Below are 20,115 nucleotides of genomic sequence, written 5' to 3'. Positions count from 1 at the left end.
GATACCTCTTTGGAGTACATTCGTTTTGTATTAGTCCCTCCCATCAAATGGGGGATGGTTTCATAATCCAATAAATGCCCGACCTGTAATCAATAAGGAGTATGATATGGATTTTCGAGAAATTTCGTATGTAGTGGCGATTGCCAAATATCAAAATCTTAGCAAAGCTGCTGAAAGGCTTTATATCAGTCAGCCCACACTTAGCAAATTTCTTCACAATCTGGAAAAGACAATGGGGCAACCTTTGTTTCGAAAGCTCGGCAATCGATATGTTCTCACTTATGCTGGGGAGCGATATGTAGAAGCCGGAACAAAGATCCTGAGTGTGAAAAAAGACTTGGATGAAGAGATGGCTGATATTTTAAAGCGACATGAAGGGGTTTTAAAGGTTGCTTTTCCCACTGTTCGCGGCACTTATATTATTCCGGATACGCTTCCTGCTTTTCGCTTAGCCTATCCAAACGTCAAAGTGGAACTGCAAGAATCTCATTCCACAAAGCTGGATGCCATGTTGCTCAGCGGTGAAACTGATCTAGCTTTTTATAATTTGTCTGCAGTGAATCCTTTGATTGAATATGTGCCAATTACGAAAGAAGAAATCGTGCTTGTACTTGCTAAAGGACACCCTCTTGGGAAAACGGCTGTTAAAGGGCTTAACGATCGATATCCCAGAATAGATATTCACCTGCTGAAAAATGAGACATTGATTATACAAACTCCTCAGCAGCGTTCACGACAAATTGTGGATGAGGTGTTTGAACAAATGGGGCTGCATTTTTCGAAACAACTCGTTATGTCCAACATTCAGGCCGCAGTTATGTTGGCCAGTGAAGGTTACGGCGCTGCACTGGTTTGCGAGACGCACCTAAAGCACATGAAATTTGAAAAGCCGATCGAATGTTTTAGTTTTGGTGAAGAAGGGAAAACTGAGAGCTCATTTGTGGCGGCTTATCGAAAAGGAAGCTATTTGCCGCAATATGCAAAATATTATATTGGTTTAATCAAGCGTATTATGTAGGAACATTAAGTGATCATTTAGTATGAGACTTTTTAGCAGGAGGTATCAATCCTACCATCCCAAATAATGGATAATTTACATAATTTTATTGCACAAAGTTTAAATAAAAAGGCTGTATAATTTGTACTAATCATTCAACAAATTATACAGCCTTTTTGTAATGATATAAAGCTATTGTCACAATTTTGCCTTTAAGATGCATTAAAAGCTATACTTTATATGAATATTATGAATTTTACAATTTTTATTAGGACCATTATACTCAAATAAAGAAATGACCGGTCAAAAAGTTCGGTATTGTGCACAAATAGCCGAACCATAGTATGGAGGTAACAATATGGCAACAAAGGATAACTTTTTTCAGACGTCAGACGGGCTTTGGCTTTATTATGAGACGGCGGGTGAGGGCGCGCCTATCGTAATGCTGCCCGGTTTTGGCGAGTCGCTAACCATGTGGCGACACAGTGTTCCCGTGCTGTCCAAGACAAACAAAGTAATCTGTCTTGATTTGCGTGGCCATGGGCGTTCGATGAAGGTGTGCGGCAATAACCGTCAAGCACGCATGGCGCAGGATGTGCGCGAACTGATTGACCACCTTGGATTGCAGAATGTTTTGCTTGTTGGACATTCTTTGGGTGGTGCGGTTGTCGCAACATACGCTAATACCCAATCCGAATATCATCTGCGCGGTATGATTATGGTGGATGCCTCATTATTTGCTTTTACTGATGCCGAATGGAATCAGCATAAATCCAACCATTATAACATTGATGGTTGGATGACCCGTATGATGCCTTATATTAACGATCCGGTCTCTTACGCGGCTAAGCAGCGTAAGAACTCTCCGCTTAGTTCCGAGGATGCTGATTTGTTTCAGCAGAGCATGCTTCAACTTCCGCCATGGGTTGGAATTGAGTACCATCTGGATACCTATTTTACTGATAACATGACACCGTTAAGCGACCGCACCATTCCCGTTGCAACTTTTGTATCGCATTCGGCTTATCATGATGCATGGGAATCCGGCCACGAAGCCATTAAGCGCTGCAAAAAATCACCGTTAGCGCTCTGCTATGAATTTACAGCCTGTAATAACCATCTGTTTCCTATTTTGGAGGCAGATAAATTCAATAAATGCGTTTTGGATTTTGATAAAAAGATTACTGAATTACAAAAATAATTTTGTGAGAAGCAGAGAGAATTCTGAGAAGTTTTAATTTTTTGACTTTTCAGCAATCCGTCAGCCTTTTTCACACTTAAAAAAGAGGAAATTGATATGGAAAACTATCTAGCCGCAATCTCTTTGGTGTTTCTTGTCGCGGTTTTGTTGCTCGGATTTTGGAAAAAGGTAAATATGGGTTTTCTGGCAATGGGTGCTGCCCTAATCATAGCTCGATTGGGCGGTATACCGGATAAAACTGTTATATCGAATTTTAGTACCAGTTTGTTTATTTCTTTGGTCGGTCCTGCGTTTTTATTTTCAATTGCGGTTGCGAACGGGACTATCGATCTATTAGCGCGAAAAATCTTGAAGCTTGCAGGGAATAACACCTGGTGCATTCCACTGATTTTAGCGATTGTTACTTTTGTTTTGTCTGCTTTGGGCTGCGGCAATATTCCTACTTTTGCAATAATGTTGCCTATGTCCATTGCACTGGCACTGGAATTGGGCATTGACGCCATCGCCATGGGCATTATCATAACGGCAGCCTGCAATTTTGGCTGCATGTCGCCAATTGCCAACGGCGGTCTGATTTTAATTGGTTTATTACCTGAAGCACAAAATGCTGGTCAGATTTCCTGGAGCGTATTTGGCAACAGCTGTGTTGCGTTTGTTTTGATTACGGTGGCATTTTACTTTATATACAAGCTTTATAAACCCAAGAGCAATTCTTTGGAGATGCTGGATCATGTTACCGCATTTAATCGGAATCAGAAAATCACCATTCTGGCCATTGCTCTTGTGGTTTTAGTTGTATTTGTCTTTGGCATCAATATTGGCCTGGTGGCGCCTCTTGCTGGAGTTGTTCTCATCATGATTCGTGTAGGTGATCAAAAGGCTGCAATCAAGATTATGCCTTGGGGAACCTTTATTTTGGTTTGCGGCGTCAATATGCTGATGGGGGTCGTCAGGGCGCTCGGCGGTATCGATCTGATGGTGGGTGGTTTAACATCCCTGATGAGCGGTGCTGCAGTTAAGCCGATCATATCGCTGGCTGCTGGCGCGATGTCATGGTTTAGTTCGACCACCGGTGTTGTCATGCCAGCGTTGATACCGTCTATTTCGGGCATTATCGACAAATTTTCCAACGTCAGCTTTTCGGCATTGGCCTCCGGTATCACAATCACAGCGTTTATCGCTGCATTCAGCCCAGCGTCTACCGGTGGTGCAGGCATCATGGCACAGTATGCAGTATTTAATCAGGACGCCAGCGAAGAAGATACGAATAAACTTTTCATTAGATTGTTTCTCACATCCGTTGTATGTGTTTTTGTCAGTGTGATATTAGCGTTTGTGGGAGTCTATAATATCTTTTAATAAATAATTGCATTGTGAAAAGAGAGGAAATAATTTGGAGTACATAAAGAATACACCTTGTTCTATTTTGCGGGGAGGCACCAGCAAAGGCGTCTTTTTCCTTGAAAAGGATATCCCGCCTGCTGGTGAGATGCGGGATCAGTTTTTACTCGCAGTTATGGGCAGCCCCGATCCCAGGCAGATAGATGGCCTAGGCGGTGCGACATCCGTGACCAGCAAAATAGCGATTGTTGCGCCTTCTTTACGTAACGATGCCGACATAGACTACACCTTTGCACAGGTATCGGTTGATAAACCCATTGTAAGCTATAAAGGAAATTGTGGAAATATATCCTCAGCGGTAGGACCCTACGCTATTGAAAAGGGACTAGTATCCGCAGTGTCGCCAATAACTTCGGTGAGAATTTACAATACCAATACCCAAAAGGTCATTGTGGCGGAGATCGAGGTCCAAAACGGCCGTGTAAAATATGATGGTAATTATACCATCCCTGGTGTGCCTGGCACGGCAGCGCCTGTTAAGCTCAAATTCTGCCATCCCGCCGGAACGGTTTCTACGAGCTTGCTTCCGACCGGAAATGTCAAAGATGCACTAATGGTTCCCGGTTTTGGAACCGTATGCGTTTCGATTGTTGATGCAACCAATCCATTGGTGTTTGTCAAAGCGAAAGATCTGCATATGGATGGCGGTGAACTTCCTTTCGATATTGATTCCAATCCAAAACTATTGTGCCTGTTGGAAACGGTTCGTGGATTGGCAGCCGTAAAAATGGGTCTCATCGAAAACTATACGGAATCGGCGTGGAAAACACCGACCATTCCTAAAATGACTATTGTATCAAAGTCTCATGATTATATGGCGATCAATGGAGAGAAAATTTCAGCACAGCAGGTGGACTTGGTTTCTCGTATGATGTCAATGCAAAAAGCACATCCGACCTATGCCATGACAGGCGCTATGTGTACGGCGGCAGCGGCGGTTGTGCCCGGCAGTGTCGTACAGGAAGTTTTACGCCCCGGAACCGATCTTGGACGTATGCGCATTGGAAACCCAAGTGGCGTTATGGAAGCAGGGGTGGATTTTACCACAGACTGCGGCGGGATACCAGATATAATTGCTACTTTTGGTTTTAGAACCGCAAATTTCTTAATGAATGGAGAAGTACGTAATCCCAGAGCATAAAAATGGGGGCGGCGAAATGTCGCCCTCATTTTTTCGTTTCTGTTTTAATCAAGACAGTTGATGCCTTGAATAGGCTGGTTAAAGTTGCTGATAGGTATTCAGGCAAAAATAGATGAATCAGATATCAAATTATTTAACTAAGCGAAAAATTCATTTTAAATATATTGTGACTCGAAAGAAACTGAGACAATTATTGATGACGAAGACAAACGTTGAGTTAATCACATTTTGAACCATATTCCAACCACGCCAGAAAAAGAAAAGGGGCGGAGACAGCAGCTAAACTGTCCCGCTCCTTTTAGATGTCCATAGAACACACAGCGGATACCCCAAAATGCATTTCGAAAGGGGATGGGGGTATCCGCCCCAACAAGCAGCTTCTAAACGTAAAGATAATTAAGTCCCTAATTACTACGATTGGAGATCTTCCGGTTAATGCTATAAAGAATATAAGACCATGGATGTGCTGAATTTTTTGGTGTCATAATTAATAAAAACAGATCCACCGTATTTTTCACATACGGCATTTATCGATGAAAATCCAATACCTTCTTTATCGACTCGCTTACTCGATAGAATTACATCTTTTCTCTTTTTTACTACGCCGTTATAGCTGTTTTCAATAATGAGGGTAAATGCATGTCCTTGCATTTTCGATCGTATACAAATATATTTTTCACCGCCAGTCATTATTTGGCAGGCCTCTAAAGCGTTTTCTAAGCAGTTGCCAAAAATAATACATAAGTCTACATCCGATATGGATATTTTTTGCGGTACCTGTAAATTGACGGAAACCATTATATCTTTAGCTTTAGCGAGAGAAACATAGTGCTGTAAGAGTGCATTTACAGCGGGATTTTCACAAAGATTCAGCGGAACATCAAAAAGACAGGAGTTTTTGAATTGGTTTAGATAGGTCCTTAGAGCTTCTGTGTCGTTCTCCTGCACATATGCTTCGATCACGGATAAATGATGTTTCAAATCGTGGCGAAGCCTTTTAATTTCTTCAATATGATTGCTCAAATTCTCATAAGCCTTTTTTTGAAGGATGAGTTGGGTGTCAGTTGTTCTAACTTTTTCCTTCAAGTTTCTCATTTCCTCCGCTTTATAAAGCATCAGAATGACTATGTAATAAACTATGGTAGAACATAGCCCCATGGCCAATAAAATGATTACATCCTCACAAGCCAACGCGAATTTATCTTCATAGACTGTTTCGAATACAATCAGAATCGTATCAAATGAAAATGGAATAATCCAAAGTATATCCCAAATTTTTTCATCTATTTGATTAATTAGCGACTCCATCTTTTTATAGATGTTCATAAATAAAGGGATGGTTATAGCCATAATTGTTCCGCAAATACATATCAATGAAAGACTATAGCGGGTGAATGCTTTTCGCATAAAAGGAAAGAAAAAAACGTCAAGCGAATGTGAAATTCCAATTACAACTCCCTCGTAATTTGCAACCAGAAAAAAGGTAAATAGAAGTGCTGAATATTGCACTTCTATGGTTATAAGATAAAAGATTAGATAAATCAGCAAAAAAACGTAAATTGAAATTTTTTCAAATGAAATAATTGAAGGAGCATATAAGCTGGAAAAGAATTGAAAGCTAAATATTACAGCCAAAAAAATTCGAAGTTTATTAGCGGGTATTCTGATTCGTTTTATAAATGGTCTATAGCAAAGAAATGCACAAGGGACAAATTGAATCAATCCAAAAATAGAAAAGATCAGTCGATCATACATATACTATTTCTGACTCCCTTAATGAGTTGAGAAGGTATTTGCTATATTTATCTTTTACATCCTGTATGCCATTCTTTCGAATAGGAACCATTTCTCCATTAGTCAGTTCAAAATTTTTATCTATGATTCTGTCAATAAAATTCATATTTACGATATAGCAGCGATGGCACCGCAAAAATGGACCGGGAATCAGCTTTTCTTCGATCTTAGAGAGTGTTGTATAAACATTATAAATTCTATTATGTGTGTGAATAGAACATGTTTTACCATAAACCTCTATATAGAGAATGTACCGAAAGAGCAAATTGATTTTCTCTCGATTCACTACTACAGGTAAATATTTTTCACTTCCGCAAAATGTTACCGCACAGCGATTTAATGCATCTTCGAGTTTCTTAAATGTAATTGGTTTCACGAGATAATGAGTTGCGTTCAAGTCAAATCCTTCTGCACGGAAATCCTGACTAGTAGTTGTAAAGATGATTCTGCTGTTTTGGTCTGCTTTTCGGATTTTGTATGCGATATCTATTCCTGAAAGATCATTTAAATAAATATCCAAAAAAAGGATCGGATAGGCTTTGTTTTGATAAGCGGAGAGTAGTTCTCGCCCATTACTAAATTCATCAATTTCAAAATTAATAAACTTAATCTTGGCATATTTTATTATGTTTTGTTTTAGTAAGTTAAGATCTTCTTTTACATCGTCGCAAATTGCAATTCTCATATGTTGGGGGCCATTCTCCTTTCTGATAAATCAACAAAACTCAATCAAGACTTTAGACTCATAAAGGCGATTCCCCAATATTTTAGGCAGCTTGCCGGTTACAAACCACGTCTATACTGGTTCACGACCGTTCACGGTGTATTCTGTTGTGTGTTGTCGAAGCAGTAGTAAACTGAATATTAGGGAAAAGTATAATATTCCAAATCAAGCCAGATTAATATCAGTCTGCTCTTGAGTGAGTATTGAGATTTCGAAATGCACATAAAAAAGCACACTCAGTGAAAGCTGAGGCCGCAAAACTATAGGGTCCAGCATAATTGAGAAACAAAAGGACAGCCAGTTGCCGTATGAAAATGATCATAGGGCAACTGGCAATTTTTATCGTGGAAAAATCACAATGATAAAGCATAGCATAACACAAGCAATATTTATTTTAAGGTTCAAAAAATGGCTCATCAATTCGGATGAGCCATTCGCAAAATAACTAATTTTACGAGGAGAAATAGCAACTATCGACTATTTACTCTTATAACATACAAAATATACCATGTAAAAAAAGATTTGTCAATAGAAATTTTATTGATTTTTACATGGCTAAAGAGTCAGCTTACGAGGGAAACAGCTATTTTCCACAAATTTTAGTGAATAAAGGAATAGCAGTACAAATTTTTAAGCCGTCTCGCAAGCCGTCAATAAAAAAGGAGGTTTATTCAATGTCTCGGCGAGGAGAAAATATTTATTTTAGGAAAGACGGACGTTGGGAGGGACGATGCCCTGTGGGCAAGAGAACTAACGGAACCACTCGTTTTGTTTCAGTTTATGGAAAGAAGTACAGCGAAGTCAAAACAAAACTGATGCTTTTAAAATTGAAGCAGACAAACACATTAGATAAAACGACAATATACAGTGACGGTACACTGTCTGCCTGGATGACGTATTGGCTGGATGTACTGTATGCTCCGTATGTCAAGAGAAGCTCCAGCGATGCTTACCGGACAATCATCGAATCGCATATTGAACCGACGTTCGGCTCTGTACGATTGACAAAATTAAATACAAAGACATTGCAGATTTGGTTGGATGAACTGACTGTGCGTTATGCACCTAGCACAGTGCATAACATTTTCCGGGTACTGAACAGCATATTATCCAAAGCTGTTGATCAGGGGCTAATTCAAAGGAATCCTCTAAAAGACATCCGGAAGCCAAAATACGAGGTGAAAAAGGCACGATATCTCTCAAGGGCAGAGCAAAAACAATTGGAAAAGACAATTAGGCAGGATGGAAAACTTGAATACCTTCTTTGTCTATACACAGGTTTGCGCCTCGGTGAACTGTGTGGATTACGGTGGGATGATGTAGATTTCCTCAATAACGAACTACACATCCGCCACACTATCAAACGTGTAAAGCAGAGCGGACAAAAACATACAGCGGTCATTGTTAGTACGCCAAAATCCACAAGTTCCGAGCGAACGATACCGGTTCCGCCATTTCTAATGCAGCAGCTGAAACGATGCCGGAAAGAAAATGGGTTTGTGTTTGAAAGTACTGGGGGCCGGTATATAGATCCCCGCACGGTTCAGGAGAGATTTTCAGGGATTGCAAAACAGGCTGGTATCATAGGTGCGCATATGCACACGCTTAGGCATACTTATGCAACGCGATGTTTAGAAGCGGGCATTCCGTATGATGTGCTTGCTGAATTATTGGGACATTCCTCGCCGCTTGTTACACTCAAATGCTATGCGCACTGTACTGGAGAGCAGAAGCATTGCTATGTAAACAAGCTCCACCAGCTTGTTGAAAAATTTTAGGCCGTCAAAAAGCCGTCAGCACGATGTGGAGAAAGACTAGAATATATGCCATTTTCTGGGCTTTAAGCGTAAAATTAGTTATTTTACGAACTTTGTTATGAATTTCATTATAACTATAAACTCTCCTATTTAATGTATTGTATCACATTATATCATATAACCAATATGGTAAATATTGGAATTAACAAAAATTTAAAACACAGATAATTATCTGCTTTCGGTGCATTCGTGGTGGATAGCGGATACAAAAATATACCTGTTTGTGCAACAGCTATCACAAGGATAGAGCGGTCGTAATGAATGTAGGAAGCAACTATACCGGCGGTGGAACGGTAACTGGGAAAATCGTGGTTGGTAAGAGTTACGATTAGGCGAAAAAAGGAAAAATTAAAAAGGAGGGGAAGCAAAAATGAGAATCAAACGATGTCTGTCAGTTGTAGGGGCTGTGTTTTTGATTTTTTCCTGCTTCAGACTGTTCTCACCCGTTATCGTCTCCGCAGGTACACAGGCATTTACTCTGCCTACTGAGTTAAAGCCTACTCCGGTAAATTTTATAAATGGCAGTTTTCAAACGCCAAAGGCAAAAACAACAGAACCGTATTATACCGGATTTAACATGGCTTCTGTACCCGGTTGGAATACGGTGCCCGTAGATCCTGCAAATTATTCAAGTCCCTATGCTCATACGATTGAGTTGCTTCGGGTTGTGCCGAAAGGATTTTCCGGTTTTGCCACAACACAGGCAAACGGAGATCAGTACGCCGAACTGAATGCTGTTTTGCCCGGCAGGTTGTACCAGAACGCGGCGACGGTGCCGGGATCCAGACTATATTGGCAGTTTGCCCATCGCGCTAGAGCATCGGGGAACAATTCGTCTGGAACTGGTAAGGATGTAATGAATTTTTATCTTCGGCCTGCGGGCACGCCTAAAGCGGCGCCGACCAAAGCCCAGTTACAGAAAACTGCTAGTGACAATGCTAAGAATTGGTACTATTACCGCGGGGTATATAACGTACCAGCAGGTCAGAAAAATACTGAATTTGCTTTTCAGTCCGTATCTTCCGCTACGGGAAGTCTTGCTGAAGGCAATTTCCTGGATGACATCAAATTTCAAACCGGTTCTTCATTAATTGCCAAAAAGAGCATATCTACCTCGGCAAAGGATAACTCTTTTGCGTATAAAGGAGAGATCGTCACCGTTACCGTGACTGTGACAAACTGGGGCGAAACAGACGCTTCACGCTGCGTATTCCGGGATGTATTGAGCGATGGAATTAATTACGTTAGCGGGAGTGCCAAAATAAACGGCGCAGCGGCAGGTAACAAGGCTACGTTTAATAATAAGACGGACGAGCTGCGTGTGAATTTCGGTGCGGGCGCAACGGCGGGAACTGCTGTTACAAACGGCGGGGTACTAAAAGGATCAGACAGTATGGGAACGTCCGCCACCACTCATCAGGGCCAAGCAATGACGATCAGCTTTCAGGCTAAGGTGACGGGAAATGCTGGATATTTGGTGAAAAACCAGGCGAATATCTCCTATAATGACAAAAACTACGAGACATATAACGCCAAGGGATTTACCTGCTATTCCAGTGTTCAAGACAAAACGCCTACAAAGGGAAATGAAACCACCTATGTCAATCAGTTTAAAATAGTGAATCGTTCTATAAGCGGCAGGGTATGGGTCGATATGAACGGGAACGGGATCATTAATGCAGGCGAAACAAAGATATCTGGATTGACAGTGGGATTATATCTGAACAGTGATACCACTTATAAAACGCCGGTCAAGAATAAAAGTGGACAGTCTCTGGTGACTAAAACAGATGCGAACGGTGTGTATAATTTTGACGAAGTTCCTACCGGTACATATAAGGCTGTAATAACTACCCCCACGGGTTATAAGATAACTGTAAAAACCGCATCGACTGACAATGATGCTGTTGCTTCAGGAAACCGTGCAGTTGTCAGTGGTATTGGTCTGAACAGTGCACTTTCCGCAACAAAAGTATCAGATTCTGTCATCAATATGGACTTTGGTTTTGTTCCGAATCCGACAGTCAATAAAACGGCAAAGGCCGGTTCGGCAGGTATTAATAATGGGACAAACGCATCTCCAGTTGGGGTGGACGCCAATGAAACGATTGAATACGCAATTAACGTCAACTGGAATGGAGCCTATGGAAATTTAAACGGAGTAAACATAACCGATACAATTCCTGCGGGTCTGACATTGAATAAGACAAATGGCAGTTACACGGCCGGTATGACGTGGAGCACGGATGGCTCAGGACGTACCACGGTGAAATGGACCAATCGGACCCTCGTAAAAGGGCAGAATGTATACAAATTCAAAGTCACTGTGGATAAGCCAAAAACAGGTGTCAACATCACGAGATATACCAACTCGGCGACCATGACGTTTGGCACAACTAAAATGGAGACGAATTCTACCTATCATGCGTTGAAAACTTATACCGTTACACTATCGAAGCTTGTGAAAGGGACGCTTTCCGATCCCAACGTGAACTTCAAATTTACGGTCAATCTGAGTGGAGTGACCGGATCCCTCCCGTATACGGGTGTGTCTAAGGCTACTGGAGTGAGTGCTCCGAGCGGCGGCAGCATTAAAAACGGCGATACTATCACATTGAAACATGGCCAAGGTATCGTAATCAAAGGTGTGCCGTCGGGAGCGGACTATTCCGTCTCTGAAGCACGTGCTTTGGGATATACTCAGGGCGTTGCGGGCGGCAACGCCAAAGGAACTGTTAAGGCCAACACGGTTGTGCAGTTCGTGAATACAAAAAAGGGTACCGTACCTACAGGTGTGTTTATGAATATTTTGCCCTACGGTATTCTTGTAGCACTGGCAGGCTGCATTCTCATCATATTCCTAATCATCCGGCGAAGCGGAGAGCCCCCCAAAGGTGGACATTTTTTCAGGTAAGGTGAATACCGTAAATTGCGAGGTGATAAAATTTGGCAAAAAGCATTGAGGAGATTGCAAAGTTGGAGCAAAATACTCACTTTCGCCGCCGCTTTCTTGGCGGCGTTGATGAGGACGATGCGTGGCTAAAGCTTGAACATCTGCACCATGAATATGTGGAGCTGATAAGAATAGAGCGGCAGCGGGCACAGGATATTCTCACCCAATGGGAGCGATATGCGGACAGCCTGGAAGAGCGAATCCGTCAGTTGGAAGCAAAGTCATCTCCAAAAATCACAGACATAAATGACGGGCATAAGAGTAATCCAGGTGATGACAGTGAATAAATGGCTTGCAAAGCCGAAGCAAGGCGAAAACTCATCCCCATTGGCTGTGGAAAAAGTCATAGCTTGTCGCAGGGAACGAATCGCCGTAATGCGCAGCGCACGAGCACTGTTAGCAAAGATACTCGCTGTCGCCGTTGTCTGTTGGCTTCTTCTCAATTTCGTATTTGGGGTAGGCGCAGTGAGAGGCGAAGGAATGTATCCGCGTATGCGGGACGGTGATTTAGTGATCTTCTACCGGCTGGTGGACAGTTGGAATATCGGGGACATCGCTGTTTATATGGCGGATGGGCAACGGCAATACGGTCGTATTGTAGCCACAAGTGGGGATGTGGTGGATATGACGGCGAATGGCCAGCTTGTCGTAAACGGCAGTGTTCAGCAGGAGGAAGTATTCTTTCCTACCCGCAAGGAAGACCGAAAAACGTCGTTTCCTGCCACCTTGAAAAGTGGGGAAGTGTTTGTTTTGGGGGATAATCGTGTAAGTACATCGGATAGTCGGGATTTTGGCCCCATTTCGGTAAAGGACATAAACGGAAAAGTCATATCGTTGTTTCGGCATAGAGGGTTGTAATGAACAACCGACGTAAGTCGGATAATTATAAATTCATCAAAAAAGGAAATGGAGGATTAATTATGAATGTACGAAAAAGCAAAACCGGTAAGGTGATAGGTGCGGTTCTCGCATTTGTTCTAACGGTACTTCCTACGACGACAGCTGCCTTTGCCCTTACACCGAAAATCTACAACAACAAAGCAAGCATCACCGTTGGCAAGACCATTACGGCAACTGAATCAGGTGTATTCCCAGCTATCAACGAATTTCAATTTCTATTGGACCCTGTAAGCTATACACCTGGTCCTACGAATCCCGATTCGATCAAGTATACTTCTGCGAACTTACCGATGCCAGGCGGTAAAACCGGTCAACAGGCTATCAATGTGGACGGCTTTTTAACCAACGCCCCTGGCACGTCACAAAAAAAGACTGCCACATCGGACCCTATCACCTATACACAAACAGGTGTGTATACATATAAGTTAACAGAAAATATCCCAGAAAATCCAGTCGCCGGTGTGACATATGATAACACCGTATACTATGTTAATGTTTATGTTACCAACGTACTGAACGACGATGGAACGCCTTTGTTGGATAAAGACGGCAAACCTGTGGTGAATGTCAGTGCGATTACTGCATGGAAGGGTACCAACACATCCAAACTTGATCCTATGGGGGCAGATAACGGCGGTGTTGCTCCAGATCCTAACGCTGCAGACGGAAAGATCGGCATCACGGTCCCAACTGGAACTGACGATGGTGTTCGTAACATTGCATATCCCTTTGTAAACAATTATAGCACAGCGAGTTTGTACGTTACAAAACTTGTAACCGGCGATATGGCTGACCCGAATCAGGAATTTTCCTTTACGTTAGGTCTGTCTTCGGCTGCAGGAAAAGCTGACAGTGCAAACTATGCATATGAAGTTTACAATATGGGCAATGATCAGGCAGTCGGTGGCGGCGACGATACTTTGGCCAGCAACGGCAGCATTACAGACAGCGGAAATTTTCAAATCAAGCATAATCAGTATATCAAGGTTATCGGTCTTCCTACTGGTGAAAAAGTTACCACCACTGAAGCCGGAACAGCTGATTATAAGACGACCATTTCCGTCGATCACGGCAATACTGTGACCCCCGGTACGCTTACCACAGTTGCTACCAAAGTAACCGCAAATAAGACAACCGGAGAACAGACCATTTTCTCAGGTGATGGTGCGGTCAACCAGGAGAATTTTGTGAACGATAAACAGTCCATCCCGCCAACTGGTGTGGTGATGACAATTCTCCCTTATGCATTGTTAGTGGCTCTTGTAGGCTTTGGCGCAGTAATAATCTTTAAGAAGCGCAGAGTTAACGAATAATAAATCATAGTGTCTGACTCAGGGAGGGAAAGGTATTGGAAGCGGTAAAACGGTTGATTCGGGGGATGGAAAGACTGTTCAATATCGCGATAGGTGTCTCGCTTGTACTCATTCTTCTGTATGGTGGTTATGTATTGTGGGACGCATATATGGTATATAGTCGAGCGGGTGTCCCTGACGAGATTATGAAATACAAACCTTCCCCCTCCAATCCTACCCTCTCGGAGCTTCAAAAGATCAATCCGGATGTTTGCGCTTGGCTCACGGTGGGCGGTACAAAAATCAATTACCCGGTGCTACAGGGTAAAAATAATACGGAATACCTCAACTGCGATATTTACAAAAACTATTCCCTGAGTGGGAGTGTATTTCTTGACTACCGCAACAACAGAAATTTTACAGATTTGTACTCACTGATCTACGGCCATCATATGGACGATGGTGTAATGTTCGGCGACCTCACAAAATTCGGGGACGAGACATATTTTGATGCACATCGGACCGGACAACTTCTTGTCCCTGGAAAGACGTACAATCTGGAAATTTATGCTTATCTCCATGTGGACGCTTATGAATCTCCTATGTTTGATGTGGATCTGAGTGAAAAAGATTATGCGGCGCGATTAGACTATATTAGAAAATCGGCAGTATATTATCAGGACGTGGGGGTCAAATCGAGTGACCGGATTGTGGCGCTATCGACTTGCTCATCCGCAACAACTAATGGGCGCTCTATCGTGGTGGCAAAGCTGGTGGAATATGCATGAGCTGGAAGTGAGCGAAAAATAAAATGAAAAAGAGATTAAAAATATTGAGCATACTGGCCATACTTCTAGTGACGATGTTAAGCCCGATGGGTTTTCAAACCGCACTGGCTGCAGGTAACCTGGTGACAGCGGAAATCCCGGTATATAAGGTGATTAGTGGGGGTACGCCGGACAAGGCCGAAACGTTTACTTTTATATTGACGGCTTTGAATAATGCTCCGATGCCTTCAGAGAGTGCGGATGGTATTAAAACCGCGGACATCTCAGGAGCTGGAAGCACAACATTTGGCGCTATTACTTATACGGAACCGGGGGATTATAACTATACCATCAGCGAAGTCAAAAAAGATAGTACCGCGTATGAGTATGATGCAACGGTATACCGCCTTACAGTCCAAGTTACATGGAAAAAAGAGCCGGCTGGTGAACTGCAGACAGTAATGTACCTTGTTAAGCAGGGTGATGCAGCCAAACAGACAGAAGCGGTTTTTACCAACCAATATATTGCTGCCACAGAGAGTTCCAATTCATCGGTTGAGGTGATAGGCAACGATACACCACCGTCATACACAACAGACACCCCAAAAACAGGTGACACATCGCGTGATGATATCTGGTGGCTGCTGATTGGAGTAGCCGCAATTGGAATCGAAATCGCGCTTTGGATTGCCATGCGAAAGCAGAAAGATTAGCATAAAAAGGTGTGGAACCGCCCCGCTTTATGAATGCACCTAATATGTTGGGTTTGTATCTGGTGAAGAAACCGGAATTATACAAAAAGTAGAACTACTAAAACCGCAGGAATGCGGAAATACCTGCCCTGATCTTCTCCAAAACGAACTACAGAATATGCGGGTGCAAAAATGAAACGCGTGGAAAGAAAAAGAAATTATATATGGGTGATTCTACTAGTAGTCAGTGCGGCAGTGTTTTTGTTATCCGCTTCCAAGTTAGTATCCGGTTATGCAATTTCTGCTGCGGAGGAAAGCGAGTTTAAAACGTTGGCGCAGCATGTTGGGCTTGCACAGCAAGATACGTCTTCATCATGTGAGAATTCAGCAATTTTGCAGCAATATACTGAACTTTTAAAAGAAAATTCTGAGTTTGGAGGATGGATCAGAATCCCAGGCACGAAGATCGATTATCCTGTGATGTTTACTCCTGATGAACCGGAAAAATACCTAAATCGGTCCTTTTTAGGCGAATATTCTTACAAAGGGGTCCCATTCATCGGAGCAGGATGTTCCATCGCTCCCCGAAGTCAAAACATCATCATATACGGGCATCATATGAAGGATGGTTCTATGTTCGCAACGCTAGAACGTTACAAGAATGAGGAATTCTGGCACGAGCATCCGACCATTTACTTTAGTACGCTTTATGAAAAAGGGGAATATGAAGTCTTTGCAGCCATTGAAACAGACATTTATGCTGCTCAGGATTTACGTTGTTACAGTTATATTAATAAAAGTGACCAAACAGATTTTAAAAAATATATTTCGGCCATTCAACAGGCATCACTCTATAATACCGGTATTGACGTGAAATATTCCGATGAACTGCTGACCCTTTCCACATGCAGTTACCATACTAACGATGGTCGCTTTGTGGTAGTGGCAAAGAAAATAATTAATTAATTGAAAAGGGGAGCATTGCATGAGCAAAAAAATTCATTCGGAACCCGATATCGGAGTAAACCAACGGCAAAAAGATTACTTAGATAAATTAGAGAAGTTGATTGCAAAGGTTCGGACTGGTGATATGGATGCCACAGCGCAATTTATACTGCGGTATAATAAAAAAGTTGTTTCTATTGCGTTTGACGTGCTGCAGGATGAAGCACTTGCTAAAAAATCCGCCAAGAAAACATTGGAAGGTGCTGTGGAAGAATTACGGCAGAATATACGTACAGGTGCGTTTGAACCTTGGCTCATGTGGTTGGCTCGCAGTGATGCCTTACAATATACGCAAGTGGAGCGTTTATGTAATACAGCGGTAAAGCGGCAAGATGTGTTACAATCAATGGCCGCAAAAGAAGGGGACGAAGTATCAGCAAATATTCATTTTTCCCAGAGAAACCCAGACAATGCAGTACCACCTGATTCCCCTAACATTATCCATAATGAAATTTCTGCGTCTCAAAACGCTCCCGTTCTAAAACGTCCACCAAATGCTTCCATTTTTCAGGAAGAGCGCGATGAGTTTATTGAAAGCAATACTGAACACCAAGACGATAGCACAGTATCGCCGATCAATAATAAAAAACATAAAATGGTAGGTCGAAGGTTTAAGTATAAAAAACGGGTGATGCGGCGCAAAACTGTCATTCTGAGTATAATCCTATCCCTATTATGTTTAATTTTGCTGTGGATTTTATTTGGTATGCTTGCAAGAAATTTCAATGGCTTCCCAGATTTGGGCTATAGCTGGTTTAATGATAATTTTTTTGAGCTCTTTTAACAGTCCTAAGGTGAAGAATGAGGCTTAGACATAGGCAAGCGCGGATATTGAAAGGCGCAGCTTTCGGTCATGATTTTCATAAGGCTCCCATATGGAAAATTTTAAGTATTACTATGTTAGTGTTGCTATTGGCAATTGGTATGTTACAGATTCCTCAGAAGCATGTAGTGCAAGGACTCTCTATGGAACCAACTCTAAATGAGGGCGACAATTTGTATTATACAAAGTTTCACAATCCGACGTACGGCGATCTGATTATATTTCAGACTCAGAACCCCAAATATGGCTACATGGTTAAGCGTGTAATTGGACTTGCAGGAGACCGGATATCAGTGAACGCTGATGGCAGCGTAATCCGCAACGGAGAGCCGCTGATCGAACCATATATTAAAGTGGACAAGCTAGGAAATAGTACTATGGCAGAGGTTACAGTAGAAAAAGGCAAGTTGTTTGTTCTTGGTGACAACCGTGCTGTTTCTATTGACAGCCGCGACACAACAATCGGACAAATCCCCAGAGAATCAGTTTATGGTACTATTACCCGTTCCGTTCATATATTTCGATAGCCGCTGATCAAATATAGATCCAAAATATTTCCAGAAACAGAAAATTTGCCATTTTTAGAACGGAGTTATTTTAATAATTTTAGGATAATACCAAGCGAATAGTTTATATTTTAAATGATATAATTTCTGAAATTGCAAAAGCACATTAAACTTCTAGAAGTTTTCGAGTTTGGTGGGATAGTATATTTCGTTCGTACTTAATAAAGCCATCCAAGTTGTGAATTTGGATGGCTTTATTGTTTTTAAATAATTAAAAATCCACGTTTTTTCGCGGATAAACCTACTTGGTGTTTTGATTTTTCGTTTATCTTAAAAATCAAGATCGAGATGAAGAAATCCCAACATAGAAAGAATACTTACTGGAATTTTACTGCCGGTCAGAAATCAAAAATCATCAAAGAATTCAGAAAAAATGGGCAACATTCAAGTGGAAAGATGCCCATGCACAAACTGTAAGGCAAGGGCTTTCATGATCTAAACTTTTTGATATCTACAATATGGCAGAGAAGAAAATGATTGCTTTTTTAGTGAATTCATTAGGCCGCAAGTCTGAAAAGACACTATCGGATCGAAAGCGACTTCAACGTCAATATGGAGCAGCTTCTGAACTACCAGTAACCACTATTCAGTGCATAAGGTGTTTCTGCGGGACCACGGACACTTTTAGAAAAAACTAAAAAATAGAACGGTCCATTTATTCCAAAAGGAAATCAAGTTCAGAGCAAAAAGAAAAGCCAGAAAGCCATATGGCTTCTGACTTCTTGGTGGAGATGATGGGGGTTGAACCCACGACCTCTCGGATGCGAACCGAACGCTCTCCCACTGAGCTACATCCCCAAATGCAACGTGAATTATTATCCCATAATTCATGTGCCTTGTCAAGATTTTTCCATGATTATTTTCGATTTAGAACCTTTACCTGCAATCCTTCCAGAACGTTGAGCGCTTCCTGATTTTTTGCTGTATCGGCGCAGTCAGTACATTTGGCATCGACGATAACTTGTGCCTGAGGAAGGGCAGCTTTCACGAGAACGGCATTTGAAAGAACACAAATGTTGCTTACAAGTCCACAAAGTTCGACTTCTTCAAAGTCTTCTTTCTGAAGATATGGAATCAGTTGCGCACAGCCAAAACTGCTTTTTTGGAAGCAGCGTGCGTCTTTTAAAAGATCGTTTACTTCACCATAGAGATGCCATCCTGCAGTGCCGCGGATACAGTGTGGGATCGGTAAATTTTTTCCTTCTAAAGTAGAAAGGTAATTATTTTCATGTGTGTCCATTGTATAGACAATGGTATCACCACGCGCTTTTGCCTCCTGTATCTTTTGGCAGATGGGGCCTTCTAGAAGAGATGCTTTGGGAAAGCCGAGACTTCCGGAAACAAAGTCTACTTGGTAGTCGATTACCATCAAAAGCCGTTTCATTTTTTATCTCCTTTTGGGTCCTGAAGATTTGTTTTGCAGAATTCGTTCATGCAGCATTTTTCACAGAGTGGTTTCCGTGCGTTGCAGACAGCTCGTCCATGCAAAACAAGTCTATGACAGAAAGAATTGCTTTCGTCCGGAGGAAGAATTGCTCGAAGTTGATTTTCAACCTTCCTTGGATCTTTTGTTCCGTCTGTAAGTCCGAGTCTACCGCAGATTCGAATACAATGCGTATCTGCTACAATGGCCGGTTTATGGTAAATGTCTCCGACGACTAGATTGGCAGTCTTTCTGCCTACGCCAGGCAGTGTTGTTAAAACTTCGATTGTATCGGGAACGATTCCATTAAAATCGGATCTTAATTTTTGGCACATTGCAAAGATATCTCGCGCTTTTGTTTTATATAATCCGCAGGAGTGAATATAGGTTGCAATTTCTTCTTCGGAGCCTTCGCAAAAAGAATCAAGAGTCGGGAATCGTTTAAAAAGGGCAGGAGTAACCATATTAACCCGCGCATCTGTACATTGTGCGGAGAGGCGGGTAGCAATTAAAAGCTGCAGCGGTTCCTTATAAGTTAAAGAACACTGAGCATCTGGATATTCTTTTTTTAGGGCTTCTACGGCAGCGAGTGCGCGTTGTTTTTTTGTCATGATATATT

The 20,115-nt window shown here is 42.0% G+C and carries 18 protein-coding genes, 1 tRNA gene and 1 riboswitch; of the genes, 14 read left to right on the top strand and 5 right to left on the bottom strand.

Going from position 1 to position 20,115, the window contains the following annotated elements; all coding sequences use genetic code 11:
- Positions 1-106 precede the first annotated feature (106 nt).
- The 4 genes from OP489_RS06505 to OP489_RS06490 all read left to right on the top strand — a co-directional run bounded on the left by OP489_RS06505 (position 107) and on the right by OP489_RS06490 (position 4,740).
- Positions 107-1,018, top strand: coding sequence for a LysR family transcriptional regulator (locus tag OP489_RS06505; RefSeq protein WP_266161101.1), 912 nt, complete (start codon positions 107-109; stop codon positions 1,016-1,018).
- Between the two features lie 337 nt (positions 1,019-1,355).
- A complete protein-coding gene (locus OP489_RS06500; RefSeq protein WP_266161100.1) occupies positions 1,356-2,198 on the top strand; it encodes an alpha/beta hydrolase in 843 nt (280 codons plus the stop codon).
- 96 nt (positions 2,199-2,294) lie between these two features.
- Positions 2,295-3,557, top strand: coding sequence for an SLC13 family permease (locus OP489_RS06495; protein ID WP_266161099.1), 1,263 nt, complete (start codon positions 2,295-2,297; stop codon positions 3,555-3,557).
- 34 nt (positions 3,558-3,591) lie between these two features.
- Positions 3,592-4,740, top strand: a complete 1,149-nt coding sequence (locus OP489_RS06490; RefSeq protein WP_266161098.1) for a 2-methylaconitate cis-trans isomerase PrpF family protein — start codon at positions 3,592-3,594, stop codon at positions 4,738-4,740.
- A gap of 438 nt (positions 4,741-5,178) precedes the next feature.
- Here OP489_RS06490 and OP489_RS06485 read toward each other — a convergent pair whose 3' ends face one another.
- A complete protein-coding gene (locus OP489_RS06485) occupies positions 5,179-6,495 on the bottom strand; it encodes a sensor histidine kinase (RefSeq protein WP_266161097.1) in 1,317 nt (438 codons plus the stop codon).
- Complete coding sequence (locus OP489_RS06480) at positions 6,488-7,219, bottom strand: LytR/AlgR family response regulator transcription factor (RefSeq protein WP_266161096.1); 732 nt, start codon at positions 7,217-7,219, stop codon at positions 6,488-6,490. The genes OP489_RS06485 and OP489_RS06480 overlap by 8 nt, the downstream gene beginning before the upstream one ends.
- Positions 7,220-7,477: 258 nt before the next feature.
- Positions 7,478-7,567, top strand: a riboswitch (cyclic di-GMP riboswitch).
- Between the two features lie 365 nt (positions 7,568-7,932).
- On the opposite strand from OP489_RS06480, the gene OP489_RS06475 reads away from it, so the two are divergent.
- The 10 genes from OP489_RS06475 to lepB (OP489_RS06430) all read left to right on the top strand — a co-directional run bounded on the left by OP489_RS06475 (position 7,933) and on the right by lepB (OP489_RS06430) (position 18,034).
- Positions 7,933-9,036, top strand: coding sequence for a tyrosine-type recombinase/integrase (locus OP489_RS06475; RefSeq protein WP_266161095.1), 1,104 nt, complete (start codon positions 7,933-7,935; stop codon positions 9,034-9,036).
- Between the two features lie 409 nt (positions 9,037-9,445).
- Positions 9,446-11,989, top strand: a complete 2,544-nt coding sequence (locus tag OP489_RS06470) for an SdrD B-like domain-containing protein (RefSeq protein ID WP_266161094.1) — start codon at positions 9,446-9,448, stop codon at positions 11,987-11,989.
- A gap of 32 nt (positions 11,990-12,021) precedes the next feature.
- Positions 12,022-12,315, top strand: coding sequence for a hypothetical protein (locus tag OP489_RS06465; protein ID WP_266161093.1), 294 nt, complete (start codon positions 12,022-12,024; stop codon positions 12,313-12,315).
- A complete protein-coding gene (gene lepB, locus OP489_RS06460) occupies positions 12,302-12,886 on the top strand; it encodes a signal peptidase I (protein ID WP_266163491.1) in 585 nt (194 codons plus the stop codon). The genes OP489_RS06465 and lepB (OP489_RS06460) overlap by 14 nt, the downstream gene beginning before the upstream one ends.
- A 62-nt stretch (positions 12,887-12,948) precedes the next feature.
- Positions 12,949-14,241 (top strand): Spy0128 family protein, encoded by a 1,293-nt coding sequence (locus OP489_RS06455; protein ID WP_266161092.1) that lies wholly within the window; start codon positions 12,949-12,951, stop codon positions 14,239-14,241.
- A 65-nt stretch (positions 14,242-14,306) separates the two neighbouring features.
- Positions 14,307-15,008 (top strand): class B sortase, encoded by a 702-nt coding sequence (gene srtB, locus OP489_RS06450; RefSeq protein ID WP_266161091.1) that lies wholly within the window; start codon positions 14,307-14,309, stop codon positions 15,006-15,008.
- A 122-nt stretch (positions 15,009-15,130) separates the two neighbouring features.
- Entirely contained in the window at positions 15,131-15,700 is a 570-nt protein-coding gene (locus OP489_RS06445) for a Spy0128 family protein (RefSeq protein WP_266161090.1), read from the top strand.
- Between the two features lie 171 nt (positions 15,701-15,871).
- On the top strand, positions 15,872-16,645 hold the full coding sequence (srtB, locus tag OP489_RS06440; protein WP_266161089.1) for a class B sortase: 774 nt from the start codon (positions 15,872-15,874) through the stop codon (positions 16,643-16,645).
- A 19-nt stretch (positions 16,646-16,664) separates the two neighbouring features.
- Entirely contained in the window at positions 16,665-17,468 is an 804-nt protein-coding gene (locus OP489_RS06435; RefSeq protein ID WP_266161088.1) for a hypothetical protein, read from the top strand.
- A 17-nt stretch (positions 17,469-17,485) separates the two neighbouring features.
- Positions 17,486-18,034 carry a signal peptidase I gene (gene lepB / locus OP489_RS06430; protein WP_323135397.1) on the top strand — a complete coding sequence of 183 codons (549 nt, stop codon included), beginning with the start codon at positions 17,486-17,488 and terminating at the stop codon, positions 18,032-18,034.
- A 762-nt stretch (positions 18,035-18,796) separates the two neighbouring features.
- Here the strand turns inward: lepB (OP489_RS06430) and OP489_RS06425 are convergent.
- The 3 genes from OP489_RS06425 to nth form a co-directional block, all read right to left on the bottom strand.
- Positions 18,797-18,871, bottom strand: a tRNA-Ala gene (locus OP489_RS06425).
- A 58-nt stretch (positions 18,872-18,929) separates the two neighbouring features.
- Positions 18,930-19,457 carry a cysteine hydrolase family protein gene (locus OP489_RS06420; RefSeq protein WP_266161085.1) on the bottom strand — a complete coding sequence of 176 codons (528 nt, stop codon included), beginning with the start codon at positions 19,455-19,457 and terminating at the stop codon, positions 18,930-18,932.
- Positions 19,454-20,107 (bottom strand): endonuclease III, encoded by a 654-nt coding sequence (gene nth / locus OP489_RS06415; protein WP_266161084.1) that lies wholly within the window; start codon positions 20,105-20,107, stop codon positions 19,454-19,456. Before nth ends, OP489_RS06420 begins: the two co-directional genes overlap by 4 nt.
- Between the last annotated feature and the right edge of the window lie 8 nt (positions 20,108-20,115).

It is taken from the genome of Caproicibacterium sp. BJN0003, assembly GCF_026314295.1.
In the GTDB taxonomy this organism is placed as follows: domain Bacteria; phylum Bacillota; class Clostridia; order Oscillospirales; family Acutalibacteraceae; genus Caproicibacterium.
Note: the sequence above shows the minus strand (reverse complement) of the source record. Positions and strands in the feature narration are given on the sequence as shown.

What these genes read in the sequence shown, in the direction of transcription:
- OP489_RS06505 (WP_266161101.1), top strand. Translation starts at nt 107, where the DNA reads ATGGATTTTCGAGAAATTTCGTATGTAGTGGCGATTGCCAAATATCAA.
- OP489_RS06500 (WP_266161100.1), top strand. Translation starts at nt 1,356, where the DNA reads ATGGCAACAAAGGATAACTTTTTTCAGACGTCAGACGGGCTTTGGCTT.
- OP489_RS06495 (WP_266161099.1), top strand. Translation starts at nt 2,295, where the DNA reads ATGGAAAACTATCTAGCCGCAATCTCTTTGGTGTTTCTTGTCGCGGTT.
- OP489_RS06485 (WP_266161097.1), bottom strand. Translation starts at nt 6,495, where the DNA reads ATGTATGATCGACTGATCTTTTCTATTTTTGGATTGATTCAATTTGTC.
- OP489_RS06480 (WP_266161096.1), bottom strand. Translation starts at nt 7,219, where the DNA reads ATGAGAATTGCAATTTGCGACGATGTAAAAGAAGATCTTAACTTACTA.
- OP489_RS06475 (WP_266161095.1), top strand. Translation starts at nt 7,933, where the DNA reads ATGTCTCGGCGAGGAGAAAATATTTATTTTAGGAAAGACGGACGTTGG.
- OP489_RS06470 (WP_266161094.1), top strand. Translation starts at nt 9,446, where the DNA reads ATGAGAATCAAACGATGTCTGTCAGTTGTAGGGGCTGTGTTTTTGATT.
- lepB (WP_266163491.1), top strand. Translation starts at nt 12,302, where the DNA reads ATGACAGTGAATAAATGGCTTGCAAAGCCGAAGCAAGGCGAAAACTCA.
- OP489_RS06455 (WP_266161092.1), top strand. Translation starts at nt 12,949, where the DNA reads ATGAATGTACGAAAAAGCAAAACCGGTAAGGTGATAGGTGCGGTTCTC.
- srtB (WP_266161091.1), top strand. Translation starts at nt 14,307, where the DNA reads ATGGAAAGACTGTTCAATATCGCGATAGGTGTCTCGCTTGTACTCATT.
- srtB (WP_266161089.1), top strand. Translation starts at nt 15,872, where the DNA reads ATGAAACGCGTGGAAAGAAAAAGAAATTATATATGGGTGATTCTACTA.
- OP489_RS06435 (WP_266161088.1), top strand. Translation starts at nt 16,665, where the DNA reads ATGAGCAAAAAAATTCATTCGGAACCCGATATCGGAGTAAACCAACGG.
- lepB (WP_323135397.1), top strand. Translation starts at nt 17,486, where the DNA reads ATGAGGCTTAGACATAGGCAAGCGCGGATATTGAAAGGCGCAGCTTTC.
- OP489_RS06420 (WP_266161085.1), bottom strand. Translation starts at nt 19,457, where the DNA reads ATGAAACGGCTTTTGATGGTAATCGACTACCAAGTAGACTTTGTTTCC.
- nth (WP_266161084.1), bottom strand. Translation starts at nt 20,107, where the DNA reads ATGACAAAAAAACAACGCGCACTCGCTGCCGTAGAAGCCCTAAAAAAA.